The 14,909-nt window shown below is 55.5% G+C and carries 13 protein-coding genes; 8 read left to right on the top strand and 5 right to left on the bottom strand.

The features are described from left to right. Positions 1-68: 68 nt before the first annotated feature. The 4 genes from ABA45_RS05705 to ABA45_RS05690 form a co-directional block, all read right to left on the bottom strand. Positions 69-413: a YdbL family protein gene (locus tag ABA45_RS05705; protein WP_048384681.1), complete on the bottom strand. Its 345-nt coding sequence runs from the start codon at positions 411-413 to the stop codon at positions 69-71. Between the two features lie 113 nt (positions 414-526). After that, a complete protein-coding gene (locus ABA45_RS05700; protein ID WP_048384680.1) occupies positions 527-742 on the bottom strand; it encodes a YnbE family lipoprotein in 216 nt (71 codons plus the stop codon). Between the two features lie 24 nt (positions 743-766). Further along, on the bottom strand, positions 767-3,634 hold the full coding sequence (locus ABA45_RS05695) for an intermembrane phospholipid transport protein YdbH family protein (RefSeq protein WP_227506138.1): 2,868 nt from the start codon (positions 3,632-3,634) through the stop codon (positions 767-769). Beyond that, entirely contained in the window at positions 3,631-4,248 is a 618-nt protein-coding gene (locus tag ABA45_RS05690) for a Crp/Fnr family transcriptional regulator (RefSeq protein ID WP_048384678.1), read from the bottom strand. Before ABA45_RS05690 ends, ABA45_RS05695 begins: the two co-directional genes overlap by 4 nt. A gap of 415 nt (positions 4,249-4,663) precedes the next feature. On the opposite strand from ABA45_RS05690, the gene ABA45_RS05680 reads away from it, so the two are divergent. From ABA45_RS05680 to ABA45_RS05650, 7 genes are all read left to right on the top strand, one after another. Further along, on the top strand, positions 4,664-5,542 hold the full coding sequence (locus tag ABA45_RS05680) for an IclR family transcriptional regulator (RefSeq protein ID WP_227506137.1): 879 nt from the start codon (positions 4,664-4,666) through the stop codon (positions 5,540-5,542). Between the two features lie 336 nt (positions 5,543-5,878). Then, a complete protein-coding gene (locus ABA45_RS05675) occupies positions 5,879-7,036 on the top strand; it encodes a TAXI family TRAP transporter solute-binding subunit (protein ID WP_048384675.1) in 1,158 nt (385 codons plus the stop codon). A gap of 77 nt (positions 7,037-7,113) precedes the next feature. After that, entirely contained in the window at positions 7,114-9,057 is a 1,944-nt protein-coding gene (locus ABA45_RS05670; RefSeq protein WP_048384674.1) for a TRAP transporter permease, read from the top strand. Positions 9,058-9,084: 27 nt separating this feature from the next. Continuing rightward, the gene (locus tag ABA45_RS05665; protein WP_048384673.1) at positions 9,085-9,768 is read left to right on the top strand and encodes a 3-oxoacid CoA-transferase subunit A; all 684 of its coding nucleotides are present in this window, start codon (positions 9,085-9,087) and stop codon (positions 9,766-9,768) included. Beyond that, a complete protein-coding gene (locus ABA45_RS05660) occupies positions 9,755-10,396 on the top strand; it encodes a 3-oxoacid CoA-transferase subunit B (protein WP_048384672.1) in 642 nt (213 codons plus the stop codon). The genes ABA45_RS05665 and ABA45_RS05660 overlap by 14 nt, the downstream gene beginning before the upstream one ends. Before the next feature lie 71 nt (positions 10,397-10,467). After that, positions 10,468-11,817, top strand: a complete 1,350-nt coding sequence (locus tag ABA45_RS05655) for a hypothetical protein (RefSeq protein ID WP_048388729.1) — start codon at positions 10,468-10,470, stop codon at positions 11,815-11,817. Positions 11,818-12,153: 336 nt separating this feature from the next. Beyond that, positions 12,154-12,342 carry a YgaP family membrane protein gene (locus tag ABA45_RS05650; RefSeq protein ID WP_048384671.1) on the top strand — a complete coding sequence of 63 codons (189 nt, stop codon included), beginning with the start codon at positions 12,154-12,156 and terminating at the stop codon, positions 12,340-12,342. A 124-nt stretch (positions 12,343-12,466) separates the two neighbouring features. Here ABA45_RS05650 and ABA45_RS05645 read toward each other — a convergent pair whose 3' ends face one another. Further along, a complete protein-coding gene (locus ABA45_RS05645) occupies positions 12,467-13,351 on the bottom strand; it encodes a LysR family transcriptional regulator (RefSeq protein WP_048384670.1) in 885 nt (294 codons plus the stop codon). A 112-nt stretch (positions 13,352-13,463) separates the two neighbouring features. Here ABA45_RS05645 and ABA45_RS05640 point away from each other — a divergent pair, with 112 nt between their 5' ends. Next, the gene (locus ABA45_RS05640; protein ID WP_048384669.1) at positions 13,464-14,903 is read left to right on the top strand and encodes an aldehyde dehydrogenase family protein; all 1,440 of its coding nucleotides are present in this window, start codon (positions 13,464-13,466) and stop codon (positions 14,901-14,903) included. The last annotated feature ends 6 nt before the right edge of the window (positions 14,904-14,909 follow it).

The raw sequence follows: 14,909 nt of genomic DNA, 5'->3' as shown, positions 1-14,909 counted from the left end.
CTGCAATTCACAAACAGCAGGATCTGTTGCAACGGGTATCGGCACCAAGCGCTCAAACTTTAACCGGTTTATTTTTTTACCCAGCGGCCGTCCATTTCAATGTATTGCCCGGCCGGAGTTTTCTCAACCGCTTTCTGGCCAGCCACAGCTTCCACTTTTGACACTGCAATGCCGTTCTTCTGAGCAATGCCTGTGTACGCTTCGCGACGGGCATCATTGATGGCCTCTGCAATATCGCGGGCTCGGGTATCAGGCGTCACCGGAGCCAGATAACCCGACGGCGTTTCACCCAACAAACCCTGGCTTTTTGCAGAATCCAGAGCATTTTTGGCTTCATCGAGGCTCATGGCAAACGCTGGAATACTCAGGCTCATCGTTAACAGCAAGGCAGCGATGCGCTGGTAAATAGTCATGTTTAACTCCTTGATTATCATATGCGTACACACTTTGTTCTTGGGTACGCACACTCTCGATTGTTTGGTACCTACACCCGCTATCGTCCAATGTTTGTAACAGGACTGCGAACCTAGAACAGGCCTTTTTCACTGAACAACTCGTCCACATCCTTATCGATCTTCACATAAATTTCGTGCTGAATCTTTACGTTCAGGTTGACTGTAATCGGCTCTTGGGGTGCCTGCACCCGCACCGTGGGCGTGCAACCAGACACCACAGTAGCCAGCAACAAGCCCGCAAGCATCGCCGTTAGCGGGCGAAAAGCATTCAAACCAGCGTACGTCATAATAATATGCTCCTGTATTGCCACTTACTTTATCAGGTCTTCCGCCGCTTCGCGCTCGCGCTTTTCAAGCAGCTTTTCTACCCGCTCGGCTACCGCATCTGTCACCCGGCCGCTTAGCTGTAAGCTGGTCAGCAAGGCGGGGATATTTTCTTCGATCGTAATATTCAACACCACAGCACGGCCATCACCCACCTCCGGGCTGTTACCTCGCAAATGCAGGCCCAGCATCAAGGTGCCGTTTTCGTCGTAATCAATATCGCTGCTGAGGGCGGAATAACGAAAGTTTTCCAAAGCTCTCGTTACTAACTCCATGGTTTCGTTTTTTCGCCCCAGGGCGCGCAGCCGTTCGGCACTCAATTGCAGCTCGCCACCCGGTTCCAACGCACCCAGGCGGCCACGTTTCACCCGTACACCCGTGGCCAAGTCTATCAGCAGCGGAATGGAACCACTGAGCATTCCGCTGCCAGCCAGGCCCTCTGCCGGGTACACCCGTAGCAACTGCGCCAGATCTAAACGGTCTAATTCCAGCGGCACGGTGACCGGAGCTGAGGCCAAATCCCAACGGCCCGACGCGATGTTCAACTGCCCACCCAAGGCACCGGCATTGGCCTGGGTTAAGGTAAGCTGCCCCGCCATTGGCTGCTGTGCTGGCGCAAGGTAATCCCCGGCCAGGACGACGGGCCCGATTGGAACGCCGGGATTGATTTCGTCCAAGGTCAACTGCGATGTCGACACCTGAAACTGGTCAGACTTCAACGTGACTTCAACGGTGCCATTCATGTTGCGCCATGCGGTGCGATCCCAGGTACCACCAACGTCCAGAAACACCAGCTTGCCATCGACAACCAACGGTTGGCCGGGCAGCCGCTGTGCGTTCACGTTGGCACTTATAGTGCCGCCGCTGGCGTCCAGCAATTCCGGCCAGGCCACAAGCACCCGCCCCAAGCCGTCAATTTCCCGTTTACCGCTCACACGCGTTTGCGCGTTCATGTCAACGGCTTGCGAGGCCGCGCTGCCATAAGGAACTTTTAGGTCGATATTAGCGGAGGTACCGCTGTTCGCTCTGGCTATTCCCGACCATTGAAGGCTATTGGTATCGGTTTTCGTTTTGCCGTTAAATTTCCAGCCTTGCGTCAGCAACTGAGGATGTTTTATTTGCTCAACGCTTATGTCCAAAGGCCCGCCAAATGACAGGCTCTCCAACGTCGCCTGGGCGGTGTTGAAGCCTGCCGACAGGTTGTTGCCAGTCAGTGTCAATTGCGGATTTTGTAGCTCAAGCGCCTCGGCATCTTCGCCGTCCAGCGATTTAACCTGAGTGGCAGAAACACGAGATGATGGTGCGAAGGTCAGATTTGCCCCTGTCAATGTCAGTTCGCCGCTCATCAGCAAATCCAGTTTGGGCTTATCAATACGCCACTGGCCAATATCCAACCGATCCCGGTTTGCTGTAAGCCGGGATCGGGCCAGCTGCACCTGCCAGGGCGCCGAAGTAGAAATAGCCAAGTGGGCATCAACGTTAATATCAGCTGCGCCGCGGCTGCGTAGGGCGACTTGCAGCGGAAGGGGCGCATTCGTTGCATTTTTGTTTACACCCGTTTCATTTACGCCAGGCAGTGCAGATGCCGTTCCAGATAAAGCAGAGGCCGGGCGCACAGACAGTTCTAGCTGTTGCGGGCGCAACTGCGCGGGCAATGTCGCGGCCCACTGCGCTGGCTGCGTTAGTACCAGGTCTGCGCTTAGGGTTTGTGGTTGCCAGTTGCCCTGGCTAAGCGCCAACGTCAGAGCCAAATTACCCTTTACACTGCCCAAGCCCGGCACCGGCCAGGGCTGTGGCACCCGGGCTTCGGCATTGACCGTGCCTGTCGCCTTCGCGAAAAAGCTCTGGCGTGGCCCCTGCAAATCCCAACGGACGTTTACCGAGCCCTGCTCTGGCTGGGCAAAACTCGCCTCCCGGGGCAACGGGGTCCAGCTCTGCACCCAGGCAATCAGCCACTCTGCGTTGGGCAGCTCCGGCACAGCAAGCGACCCTTGCCAGTGTATTTCTGTGCCCGACACAAGCGGGCGGTAGCGTGTTTCAAGAGTCAGATTCCGCGTACGGTCAATATCAACGGTTGCTGACATCTGCAGTCCCTGCTCACCGGGTGCAGCACTATCCTTGCCCATCAAGGCACTTCCTTCAATCAAGGCCTTTTCTTTGACTGAAACAGGCCCCTTAATCAAGGAGAGTTCTTTAATAGCAGCGAATTCTGCAACAAAATCGACCCGATGCCCTTGGTGCTCCAGAGACAAACTCGCATTTATAGGGAAACCATTGCCTGTTTCTTGCGCGCTTTGCTGAATATCCAAGGCCCCTTGCAGCAAGCAGCTGCCGCTGACACAAGGAAGAATGGCCTGAAATTGCTGGACACGGATGCGTGAGGGCAGCCACGAGGGTAGTTGGAGAGGTAGTTGCGGCGGCATGTGTTCGAATACGGAGAAAGCGGGTGTGGCAGAAAAAGCATCAACCGCTGGCGCAGGCTCTGTCGCAACAATCTCGAGTTCCATTTGCTGCGCGTTAAAAGTACTCAACTGCAGCAACCCGTTTTTCCACTGCCACTGACTGCCGTCTCCCCAGCGCCAGCCCAGAGTGATATCGCGAGTGTCTATTGTAAGGCGGCGTTCATGGCCTAGCTGAATAACCGTCAGCTCGGCGACCGACACGCCGTACAGACCCAACCGGGTACCCCGCCACTGAACCTGCTCAATGTTGTTCTTCGCCAGCATCGCTTCCCAGCTATGCTTCACCCAAAAAGCACCTGTCAGCAACGCCAGCAACACAATCAATAGCAGAATAATCACCCGCGGACGGATTTTGTGTTTGCGCCCGGCGTTCATTCGGAGGCCTTCCCTCATTTGTCCATCAGTATGTCGATGCGGCCCCGCGCCAGACGCACCTGATTTTTACGCTCCAGTTCTTTCAACAAACGGCTAACCACCTCTCGCGCGGTGCCCAGCTCAATAGCCAGATCCTGATGGGTAATCAACAGCGGGCTGCGCTCGGCCCGCGCTTGCAGCCATTCGTTCAGGCGCTCATCCATACGGCGAAAAGCCACCTCTTCCACTAATAGCATCAAATCATCCAAACGGCGGCCATAAGATTCCATAATACCTTGGCGAAAACCGTCAGATTGGTCCATCAACCGGTCGAACAAAGGCCGCGGCACCATGATCACTTCGGCTTCGTCTTCCACATTGGCTTCTGCGCGGTAGCCAAAACCGGTCATCAAGCAGCCGATAGACAGCGTGCAGATATCGTTCGCGCCCATGCGATAAAGCACAATGCTGTTGCCGGAAGCGCCGGTCATCTGCACTTTAACAACCCCGCTGAGCACCAGTGGCAAGCCTTGGCAACGCTCGCCAGGATTGAACAGAACCTGGCCAGACGGGAATGTCATCACTTGGGTCTGCTCTGCAAACTGCTGCCGTAGCTGGGGCGCCAAGGTGTGCAGAATACTGTGTTGCGACATAAATCCTTCCTGGGTTTTGGGTACTCACCGCAGCGCTGGCCTAAAAGACAACGCGGCAGAAGCGTTTTGAGCATTGATTTGTGTTGCCGGACGCGGCCCCTCTCTTTCAGGGCCTGAAGACCTTCTTCTTCATGATAGCCCGCATCGACCAAGGAATGCTTCACTTCCCGGGCAACTCGGACCCCCTAAAAAGACGGCTTTTTGGAGTCGCTCAGGCGCTGTTTGCGAAAAGCACCCAAGCTTTGATGTCGTCGTTTTTAACCATTTTGTCTTCTTTTCTTGCTCCTACTTCGGTCTTTTTTGACCTGTTCATATCAGATTTCCCAATCATTCCGATACTATCTTATTAACTGAGATAATCTTATCAACATATGGTAAATATGAATTACCGGCGAATTTCCGCCCGGTAAAACAAATGACTCTAGTAGACAGATTAACCATGACCACCGAAAACAATCAGACTAAAGTTCGGCCGTTCACGTCCAGCACAACGCTGGCGAAAGCCTCACTGCTTTTGCGCACGGTTGCGAAAATCTTCCCGACTGGAGGCACCTTGTCCCGCATTGCCAGGGAAGTGGGAATGAACACGGCCACAGCGCATCGTCTGCTGACAGCGCTGGCTCATGAAGGGTTACTCAACTTTGATCCTTACGCCAAAACCTATCATGTCGGCTTTGAGCTGCTGCAAATTGCCGAGTCAGCACAAGCGGTAGCACCGGACTTAAAGTTACGTCACCACCTGCGACCGATGCTGGCCAGCATTGCGCGGCGTACCGAAGAATCCACCTACCTATCCATACTCGCCAATCGCGATTCCGTGTGCATTGACCTCGCCGAAGGCACGTATCCCATCAGTGCCAATACCCTAGTGGCGGGTGCACGAAGGCCCCTGGGCATAGGTGCAGGCGCAATGGCACTGCTGGCCGCTTTGCCTCTTAAGGAAGGTAACCAGATGGTGATAAAGAACCAGGAGCGCTATGAACGCTACTCTGGCATTACCCCGGCCGAGGTGGGGTACGGCCTGAGCGAGTGCCGCCGATTGGGCTTTGCATTTAACAACGGGCGTATCGTGCCGGAAGTCGCAGCGCTTGGGGTGGCTTTTAAAGTGCCGGATAGCGAGCATCGTGTCGCTATCAGTGTTGCGTCCGTGGTGTCTCGTATGCACGCCGAGCGCCGGCAACTCGTTATCGGCGTCATTCGAGATGAGATTCGTCAGTGGATCTCGCAAACGGTGGATCACCCGGCGCTTACTGGAAGCTGTGTTGGAAGCCACTTCCAACATTCGCTTGAGTAAGCCCTGTATTTCGCTCTGCAAACTATAGATTTGCTTTGTAGTTCTTGATTTCACAGAAAACTATTTTAAAATAAAATATAAATAATTGTTTTTTAACAGAAAAATAGAATTATTTGAATAATTCTGTGCAAATTCATTCATTTATTTTAAGTTATTTTCTCAATATACAATAAAATAATTCATCAGTTTAAGAAAATTATTGACTAGGGTCAGTACTACGGTCTACTTTCAATTTGCACTGCCTGCCTCACGGTTTTTTTTGCTGTGGTATTGCATTCAATGCCGGGCTGGCAGAAAGAGTTCAAGACCGTAAAACAATAATGTAGGGAACCCTCAATGATTCACTCCTTTGCTCTGCGCCGCCCGTTGCTAACAGCAACCGCCGCGACTGTGCTCACCACCATGATGACCCTCGGCGCGACCGCGGTCAGCGCCGAAACCGCGCTGCCTGACACCATGACCTGGTCGTCGTATGACGTTGGATCGGCAGGTTATGCCGAAGCCTCCGCCATTGCCGATGCGTTTGGTAAGAAATACGGCACCCGTATACGCATTCAACCATCAGGTTCTGCCATTGGTCGCCTGCAGCCATTGATCAGCGAACGTGCCGACTTCAGTTTCCTGGCCACCGAAACGTTTTTCGCGGCTGAAGGTATCCACGACTTCTCCACCCGCCGTTGGGGCCCTCAGGATCTTCGTGCTGTTGCTGGCCGACCGTCGTCGTTCGGTATTTTCACCGCCGCCGATGCCAATATTAAAACCTTGAAAGACTTGAAAGGTAAGCGCTTTGCCTACGTTGCAGGCAACCCGTCGATCAACGTCAAGTGCGATGCATTCCTGGCCTTTGCCGGTCTGACCCGGGACGACGTAGAAGCCATCATGTTTCCCACTTACGGCAACACCATGAGCGCACTAGCCCGCAATGAAGCTGATGCTTCCTGCACCACCACCACGCCAAGTCATGTCTACGAGTTGGCCGAATCGCCCCGTGGCATTCGCTGGCTGGAAGTGCCGGCTGAAGACACGGAAGGCTGGGCGCGTCTGAAGGCAGTGGCACCATTCTTCCAACCCTCCACCGAGACGATTGGTGCAGGCATCAGCGAAGAGAACCCGGTGGATATTCTGGCTTACCGTTACCCGGTGCTGACCGTTCGTGCGGACACTGATCCGGAGCTTGTCTATACCTTCATCAAGGCACTGGATGAGACCTACGACATGTATAAGGACGCCACTGCGGTTATGCCCCGCTGGCGCCTGTCTGAAGCCGGCACCCCGGCTATCGATGTGCCTTTTCACGCCGGCGCCATCCGTTACCTGAAAGAAAAAGGTATCTGGACCGAGGAGCACCAGGCCTGGAACGATCAGCGTACCGAGCGCCTGAACGCACTGCGGGATGCCTGGCCTAAGGCCTTGGCCGAAGCGGAAGGCAAAAGCGACGAAGAGTTCGCGACTATCTGGGAAAAGCATCGTCTGGAAACTTTGAGTTCCTTGTGATTTTTAACTGAACAAGCGCCAACCGGGAGCGCTCCGCAGTCTTCCGGTTTGGCCCCTTTTCCCAGAGTATTCTCTATATGAAAGCCTCATCGGACGTCACCGCCAAACCTTCCAATGCGCCTGAATCTCCTTCTAGCCGTCTCCAGGGCTTCGCCTACTGGTGCGCTATGGGTCTGGGTACGCTGGGTTTGCTGATGGCGATTAACCAAACGTTTAACCTGAAAATTCTCGGTTTCCAGCCGCTGGGCAACGCCTACCTTTATTATCTGATCGGTGTTTTTCTTGCGGCTGCCTTCCTCTGTTTTCCGGCTTGGTCGGGAGCTCGTCATCGGGTCCCCTGGTACGACTGGCCACTGGCGCTGGCGGCTCTGGGCGCCTGTGGTTACCTGGGCTACCACGGCTTGATCATGATCCAGCTGGGCTGGGATTATATGGCGCCAATCGAGGCGACTGCTGCTTCTGCAGTATTGCTGGTACTGGTGTTGGAAGGTGTTCGTCGTTGCGGTGGCTGGCCGCTGCTTGCAGTGGCGTTACTATTCGGCACCTACCCACTTTACGCCGGTTCCATGCCCGGTTTTCTGTGGGGCAATGAATATGGCCTGGCCGAAACCATTCGTGCGCACGTTATGGGTGTCGAGAGCATTATCGGTATTCCCATGCAGGTGGTGGCGCAACTCGTCATCGGTTTTGTGGTGTTTGGTGCTGCGTTGACGGTTACCGGCGGGGGCGAGTTTTTCATGCGCTTTTCCACGGCACTCATGGGCCGCAGTCGCGGTGGCCCGGCCAAAGTGTCCGTGTTATCCAGTGGTATTCTTGGCAGCCTGTCAGGGAGCGTGATCTCCAACATCCTGACCACCGGCCCAATTACCATTCCCACCATGAAGAAGACCGGCTACCCCGCCCATTACGCAGCTGCGATTGAGGCTTGCGCCTCTACCGGTGGCACGCTTATGCCGCCGATTATGGGAGCAGTGGCTTTTATCATGGCGTCGTTTCTGGGGGTACCATACTCGGAGATCATCATTGCCGCTTTCCTGCCGGCGCTGCTTTTCTATCTCGCACTGATTTTTCAGGTTGATATCTACGCCGCCAAGCGAGGTCTCAAGGGCATGCCGGAAGCGGACATACCGAGCATGAAAGAGACCCTGAAAGACGGTTGGCCCTACCTGTTCAGCCTGGCCATGCTGATCTACATGTTGCTGTTCATGCGGCTGGAGGCCTATGCGCCTTACTACGCCACAGTGGTGCTGTTAGGCATCTCAATGTTCAAGCGCCGGCACCGGCTCAATCTCAAGCGCGCGCTGGCGTTTATCCTGGATCTGACCACCAGTGTTTCAAACCTGGTGGCTATTCTGGCCGGCATTGGCCTGGTGGTCGGTGGTTTGTCCTACACCGGGGTGGCCGGTGCCTTTTCCCGCGAGTTGCTACTCTACGCCGATGGCAGCATCCCGCTGATGCTGGCGGCCGGTGCAGTGACCAGTTTTGTGTTGGGCATGGGGATGACCGTCAGTGCGTGCTACATCTTCCTCTCCATTCTGCTGGCGCCCGCGCTGGTCAATGCCGGTCTGAATCCGCTGGCGAGCCATCTGTTCATTCTGTATTGGGGCATGATGTCGTACATCACGCCGCCGGTTGCCCTGGCGGCGATTACTGCTGCCGGCGTTGCCGGTGCTAACGCCAGCAAGACCGGGCTATATGCCATGCGGCTTGGGGGCATCCTATTCATCCTTCCGTTCCTGTTCGTGCTTAACCCGTCGCTGATTCTTCAGGGCGCCCTGAGCGACATTCTGGTCTCTGTGGTGACAGCCGTAACCGCGATCTGGCTGATGGCCTCCGCTATGGAGGGGTATCTTTACCGGGTCGGCGTTCTGGCCTGGCCCTTGCGAATACTGGTGATGATCTCCGGTGTCGTGCTGATCTATCCCGACATCGTGACGGATGCTATTGGCTTTAGTCTGGCCGGACTGATCTACGCGTGGCACCAATGGGTACGGCGGCCTATGTCGCTCAAACCCGGTTAACCGCAACCCATGCAATGGTGAACAATCGTGATTAACAAAATCTGTGAATCCCTGCGAGCCGCGGTTGCCGATATTGAAGACGGCAGTGTTGTGATGATCGGCGGTTTCGGTAATTCCGGTATTCCGATGCAGCTGATCGAAGCGCTTCGCCTGCACGGTGCCCGTGAGCTGACCATTGTTTCCAACAATGCCGGCACCGCTGAAGAAGGCATTGCGTCGTTATTGCGGGACGGTCTGGTGCGTAAGATGGTGTGTTCGTTCCCACGCTCGTCCGGCTCGATCTGGTTTGAGCGCCTTTACGAAGAGGGAAAAATTGAGCTGGAGCTGGTGCCACAGGGCACCCTGGCGGAGCGTATCCGCGCCGCTGGTGCTGGTTTGGGTGGGGTTTATACACCCACCGGTTATGGCACCCGGCTGGCCGACGGTAAAGAGACTAAGGTGATCAATGGCAAGGGCTACGTGCTGGAAACCGCCATGCCTGCTGATGTGGCACTGATCAAAGCGCACCGGGGAGATGCCTGGGGCAATTTGATCTACAACACAGCCGGTCGTAATTTCAATCCCATCATGGCAACCGCCGCCCGAATCACCATTGCCGAAGTTAACGCCGTGGTTGAGGTCGGTGAGCTTGACCCGGAGCACGTGGTGACGCCGGGGATATTTGTTGATCGCGTAGTGGTTCAAAAGGTACAGCAACATGATACGGCTTAATATGAATGAGATGGCTAGTCGGGTGGCCCAGGACATTCCAGACGGCGCCTATGTCAATCTTGGCATTGGCATGCCGACCTCGGTTGCCAACTTTGTGTCTGATGATAAACAGGTTATTTATCAAAGCGAAAACGGTATTCTTGGCGTGGGGCCGGCGCCAGAGCCTGACAAAATTGATCCGGATCTGATCAATGCCGGCAAGCAGTATGTGACGCTGCTCAAAGGCGGCTGCTACTTCGACAACGCCGAATCCTTTGCGATGATGCGCGGCGGCCATCTGGATATTGCGGTGCTGGGTGCATTTCAAGTTTCGGCAACCGGCGATCTGGCTAATTGGGCCACCAACGACGACAAGTTTCCACCGGCTGTTGGCGGTGCCATGGATCTGGCGGTGGGTGCAAAACAGTTGTTCGTGCTGATGCGCCACACCACAAAGACCAACGAGCCCAAGATTCTGGAGCAGTGTGAGTACCCACTGACCGGAGCAGGCGTGGTCAAGCGCATTTACACCGATCTCGCGGTTATCGATGTTACCGACGAGGGTTTACGGGTGCGGGAACTCTATGGCGACAATACCCTGGCTGAGGTTCAGGCGCTGACGGCGGCGACGTTATTACCACCGTTGTAGAGAAATATTACCTTTAAAGGAAGATACCTCTTGGTCACTGGATGGACAGATGTTTTGCCCCGCCTGAGCTCATGAGCCGGAATACCGCCGCATCCCTGCTGAACCTGCGCTCCACGCTTACCTACCTGGCCTTGGGCGCCGGAGTGCTGTCATTTTTGCCGGAGCTCGGGGTTTTGGGTGCGATCGCGATCTTCAGCGCCATTATCCTGGGCTGGCGAGACCTTCGATTGGTAGCACGGTTGCTGTTCGGCCTGCTCACGATAATGACGATCATTGCGATCGCTATTGAGCCGAGTGCGCTGATCGGCGCGGCTACCAGCATGACCCGTCTGACGGCGCTCATCATAACGGTAATGCTGCTGTCCTCCATGCTGGGTAAATCCGCTGATCTGGGACTGATTTCCAAGAGCCTGTTTACCGGCTCGCCGCTAGCCCGCTACTACAGCGTGACATTCGGCACCGCCTTTCTGTCGATGCCGCTGAATTTTGGCTCGGTCGGTGTGGTCGCCACCATGATCCAGAGTGAAAAAGACCAGCAAGGCGACTCTGCCATCACTCGCAATGCGTCTCGCGGTGCACTGCGCGGTTTTGGCGCATCGCCGATTTTCTCACCGCTATCGATTTCCATTGTGCTGACCGTGACCTTGGTACCCGCCCTGCACAGCTGGCAAATTATTGCGATAAGTCTGCCACTGGCCGTGAGTTATCTGCTAATAGGGGCGCTGTTTCTTGAACCCGAATCACCAGGATACCAGCCTGTCGAAGCACCCGAGCAAAGCACAAGGCTGGCCCGTATGGCGCCCTGGCTGAGATTTGCCGCCGTTATTGGGGCGATTTGCGGGGCCACATTCGCCTTCAGTGGCTACTTTGATCTCAGCTACTCGCGGGCGGTGACGCTGAGTTGCCTCGGTGCAGTAGTGATCGGATTGGCGCATCGGCGTTTACAGGGCAGCAAAATTACCCTGCCGTCGATGGCGCCGATAAGCAATGAACTGGTGATAGTTGGAGGCTCAGCCTTTCTCGGGGTACTGATCAGCACCTTTGCTATTCAGTGGTTGGGTGCAGGGTTCAACCTGCCGGGCTGGGCCTATCCGATGGTCGCATTCGTGATTCCATCGGTGTTTTTTCTGGGCGGTATGATTGGATTTAACCCGATTGTTATCGGCACCCTGACTGGCGGTGTGCTCGGGCCTATCTGGCCCGTGAGCGCGGTTCTTGGGTTGGGTATCGCCATGGTCTCTGGCTGGGGCCTTACCACTGCGGGTACGCCGTACTCGGCCAATTCACTGCTACTGGAGCGCCTGACCGGTTACAGTGCCCAAGTCGCCTCTTTGCGCTGGAATATGGCGTTGTCGGTATGCTGCCTGTTGTTTGCAGGCGCCTTGGCTGCCGCCATTACCCTGGTGAAGACTGGGCTTTGATCCGACGGTAGCCTCTAACCGGACGTTTTACCGACTGCTTTGTTACCGGTTGCGGAGTGCCCCGGCATAGACGCGCCTCGCTCCCAGATTGACTTGTGATCATCACCTTCCACCGCCAACCCCTGAGAATTCACAGCCGTTACGACTCAGCAGACCTTTCCCAAGCCTCCACTGTGACTTTATCACTGACTTACAAAGGCGGCAGGACTAAAGTTCGCATCGTCGCACTACCTCAATACAAGGAGATCAGACGATGACCGTTAATATGCGACTTGCGAATCGAATCACTCGTAAACTCGTCGGCGTTGTACTGCTCCAATACAAGGAGATCAGACTATGAGCGTTAATATAGGATCTGCAGATCGAATCATCCGTGCACTCATCGGCGTTGTCCTTCTGGCACTGGTATTTGTCGGCCCACAAACGTCTTGGGGCTGGTTTGGTGTTGTACCCTTGGCCACCGCGCTGATCGGTAACTGCCCTGCCTACTCACTGCTCGGCATTAAAACCTGCAAAACGCAGTAAACACCAGGCGTGCAAAAAGGCCGTAACGGGTAACGCCATTGCGGCTTTTTTTGTGCCAGCCTTTCGTTGCCGTAAAACATCGATGCAACAACCGGGGACGAATTTCAAATCCGCCCCCTTCCCACTAAACCGCATCTGCCCAAAGCTGCTCCAGCACAAACGCCTCCATCGCTTGGGCCGCCGGTGCCAAGGTGCGGTTGGCAGATTTCACTAGACCAATGCGGCGCACTACGTCCGGATTGTGCAGCGGGATAAAACACAAGCTGGCACTCTGTTCGGGGAACGCCAACTGCGGCAGGGTGGTCACGCCGGCTCCGGCTTCAAGCATCGCTAGCAGAGAAATCATATTCGATATATAGAAGGCGCTGTTCTCCACCAATTCGGCCGCCGCCGTGCTCATCAATAACCGCGAGGTACCATTACCAATCAGCTTTTCGCCGCGCAGGTGCTGCCAATCCAGAGTTTTATGCTGCGCCAGCGCGTGGTCACGACGACACACCACGCCAATTTTATCCTCGAACAAATGGCGATAGTGCAGCTCCTCACTGTTTTGCCACAAACTGGTAATACCCAGGTCCACCTCGCCGTTAGTCACCATCTGGCACACGTAATGGGCATTTTCGTCGTGCAGGCTGATATTCACATCGGGAAAACGGGTAATAAAGCGCGCCAGAAACGACGGCATGATTCGGCTGGCCACCGACGGCACTGTGGCAATGTGAATGTGTCCCTCGCGACCATCTGCGTGAGCGGCTACGTCCCGCGTCATGCGGTCGTGCTGGTTCACCAGATCACGAAACCTTGGTAGGCAATATTCACCAAACGGCGTCAGACGCACCTTGCTGCCCCGCTCCAGCAAATTCTGCCCCAACTTTTGCTCAAGCTCCCGCACCGCCATCGACAGCGCCGGCTGGGTACGGTGCAAACGTCGTGACGCAGCGTGAAAACTTCCCTCTTCCACCACCGTAATCACATAGCGCAACTGCTGGATTTTAAGCTCGGGCGGCATACCGGTTTCCCCAGTGAACCAATAAAGGTTTCTTATCAAAAAATCTTATTTATTGATTATTCTTATTATGCCACCCGCAGTAGTATAGGTACAAAGACTAAAGGAGAACTTCATGAGCACGTCCCACCCACTTTACATTAATGGCCAATGGGTCACCGGCGCCAAGCGCATCACCAACACCAGCCCGTCTGACCTGACCGATGTGATCGGCGAGTACGACCAGGCCAGCGCCGAACAGACCCAACAGGCCATTAGCGCCGCCCGACAGGGCTTCGCGCAGTGGAGCAAAAGCGGGTTGGAACAGCGCTACAAGGTTCTGATGGCCATTGGCGACGAGCTGATTGCGCGTCAGCAGGAGCTGGGTGAATTACTATCGCGGGAAGAAGGTAAACCCCTGGCCGAAGGCAAAGGCGAAGTGTATCGCTCCGGTCAGTTTTTCCATTACTACGCCGCCGAAGTGCTGCGCCAGATTGACGAACGTGCAGACTCCGTGCGCCCAGGCGTAGAAATAGATGTTCGCCGCGAGCCGTTGGGCGTGGTGGGCGTTATCAGCCCGTGGAACTTCCCTATGGCCACCGCAGTTTGGAAAATTGCACCGGCTCTGGCGTTTGGTAACGCCGTCGTCTTTAAACCCGCCAACCTGGTGCCCGCCAGCGCCTGGGCGCTGACTGAAATCATCAGCCGCCAGGAATTTCCGGCAGGCACATTTAACCTGGTAATGGGTTCCGGCGGCGAAACCGGTGAAGCCCTGATTAACAGCCCGCAGATTCAGGCCCTGACCTTTACCGGCTCCCTGGAAGTAGGTCGCCGCATAGCGTCTGCTACCGTTGCCAACCTGGTGAAATGCCAGCTCGAAATGGGCTCTAAAAATGCGTTGATCGTGGTTGACGATGCCGATGTAGACCTGGCCGTAGAAGCCGCCTTTAACGGCTCCTATTCTGGCAGCGGCCAGAAGTGCACGGCCTCGTCACGCCTGATTGTGACCGATGCCGTTCACGACGAGTTTGTCAGCAAGCTGATTGCCCGCCTGGAAAAAGCCACCGTTGGCCACGCCCTGCACGAAGGCGTTCAGATCGGGCCCATCGCCGACAAACGCCAGCTGGACTCCAACATGGCGTGGATTGAACGCGCCCAGGCCGACGGCGCCACCCTGGTTTTTGGTGGCAACCGCGTTGAAATGGCAACCGAAGGCTATTACATGGAGCCCGCGCTGTTCACCGACACCACCAACGACATGGCCATTAACCGCGACGAAGTGTTCGGCCCTATCGCCTGCGTTATCCGCGTAGCGGATTATGAAGCCGCCCTTACCACTCTGAACGACACCCAGTACGGCCTGACCGGGGGCATTATTACAAACTCCCTGAAGCTGGCGTCTGATTTCAAAGCCCGTGCCGAAACCGGTTGTGTAATGGTGAACCTGGCCACTGCAGGCACCGACTACCACGTGCCCTTCGGAGGCCGTAAAAACTCCAGCTTTGGCCCCCGCGAACAGGGCCAGTACGCGCGCGAGTTCTACACCGTGGTAAAAACCTGCTACGTGCGGGCATAACGAGGG

The sequence above is a fragment of the Marinobacter psychrophilus genome (assembly GCF_001043175.1).
Lineage (GTDB): Bacteria > Pseudomonadota > Gammaproteobacteria > Pseudomonadales > Oleiphilaceae > Marinobacter > Marinobacter psychrophilus.
The sequence above is the reverse complement of the archived record's forward strand: the minus strand, read 5'-3'. Positions and strand labels throughout refer to the sequence as shown.

What these genes read in the sequence shown, in the direction of transcription:
- ABA45_RS05680 (WP_227506137.1), top strand. Translation starts at nt 4,664, where the DNA reads ATGACTCTAGTAGACAGATTAACCATGACCACCGAAAACAATCAGACT.
- ABA45_RS05655 (WP_048388729.1), top strand. Translation starts at nt 10,468, where the DNA reads ATGAGCCGGAATACCGCCGCATCCCTGCTGAACCTGCGCTCCACGCTT.
- ABA45_RS05700 (WP_048384680.1), bottom strand. Translation starts at nt 742, where the DNA reads ATGACGTACGCTGGTTTGAATGCTTTTCGCCCGCTAACGGCGATGCTT.
- ABA45_RS05675 (WP_048384675.1), top strand. Translation starts at nt 5,879, where the DNA reads ATGATTCACTCCTTTGCTCTGCGCCGCCCGTTGCTAACAGCAACCGCC.
- ABA45_RS05645 (WP_048384670.1), bottom strand. Translation starts at nt 13,351, where the DNA reads ATGCCGCCCGAGCTTAAAATCCAGCAGTTGCGCTATGTGATTACGGTG.
- ABA45_RS05640 (WP_048384669.1), top strand. Translation starts at nt 13,464, where the DNA reads ATGAGCACGTCCCACCCACTTTACATTAATGGCCAATGGGTCACCGGC.
- ABA45_RS05650 (WP_048384671.1), top strand. Translation starts at nt 12,154, where the DNA reads ATGAGCGTTAATATAGGATCTGCAGATCGAATCATCCGTGCACTCATC.
- ABA45_RS05705 (WP_048384681.1), bottom strand. Translation starts at nt 413, where the DNA reads ATGACTATTTACCAGCGCATCGCTGCCTTGCTGTTAACGATGAGCCTG.
- ABA45_RS05690 (WP_048384678.1), bottom strand. Translation starts at nt 4,248, where the DNA reads ATGTCGCAACACAGTATTCTGCACACCTTGGCGCCCCAGCTACGGCAG.
- ABA45_RS05695 (WP_227506138.1), bottom strand. Translation starts at nt 3,634, where the DNA reads ATGAGGGAAGGCCTCCGAATGAACGCCGGGCGCAAACACAAAATCCGT.
- ABA45_RS05670 (WP_048384674.1), top strand. Translation starts at nt 7,114, where the DNA reads ATGAAAGCCTCATCGGACGTCACCGCCAAACCTTCCAATGCGCCTGAA.
- ABA45_RS05660 (WP_048384672.1), top strand. Translation starts at nt 9,755, where the DNA reads ATGATACGGCTTAATATGAATGAGATGGCTAGTCGGGTGGCCCAGGAC.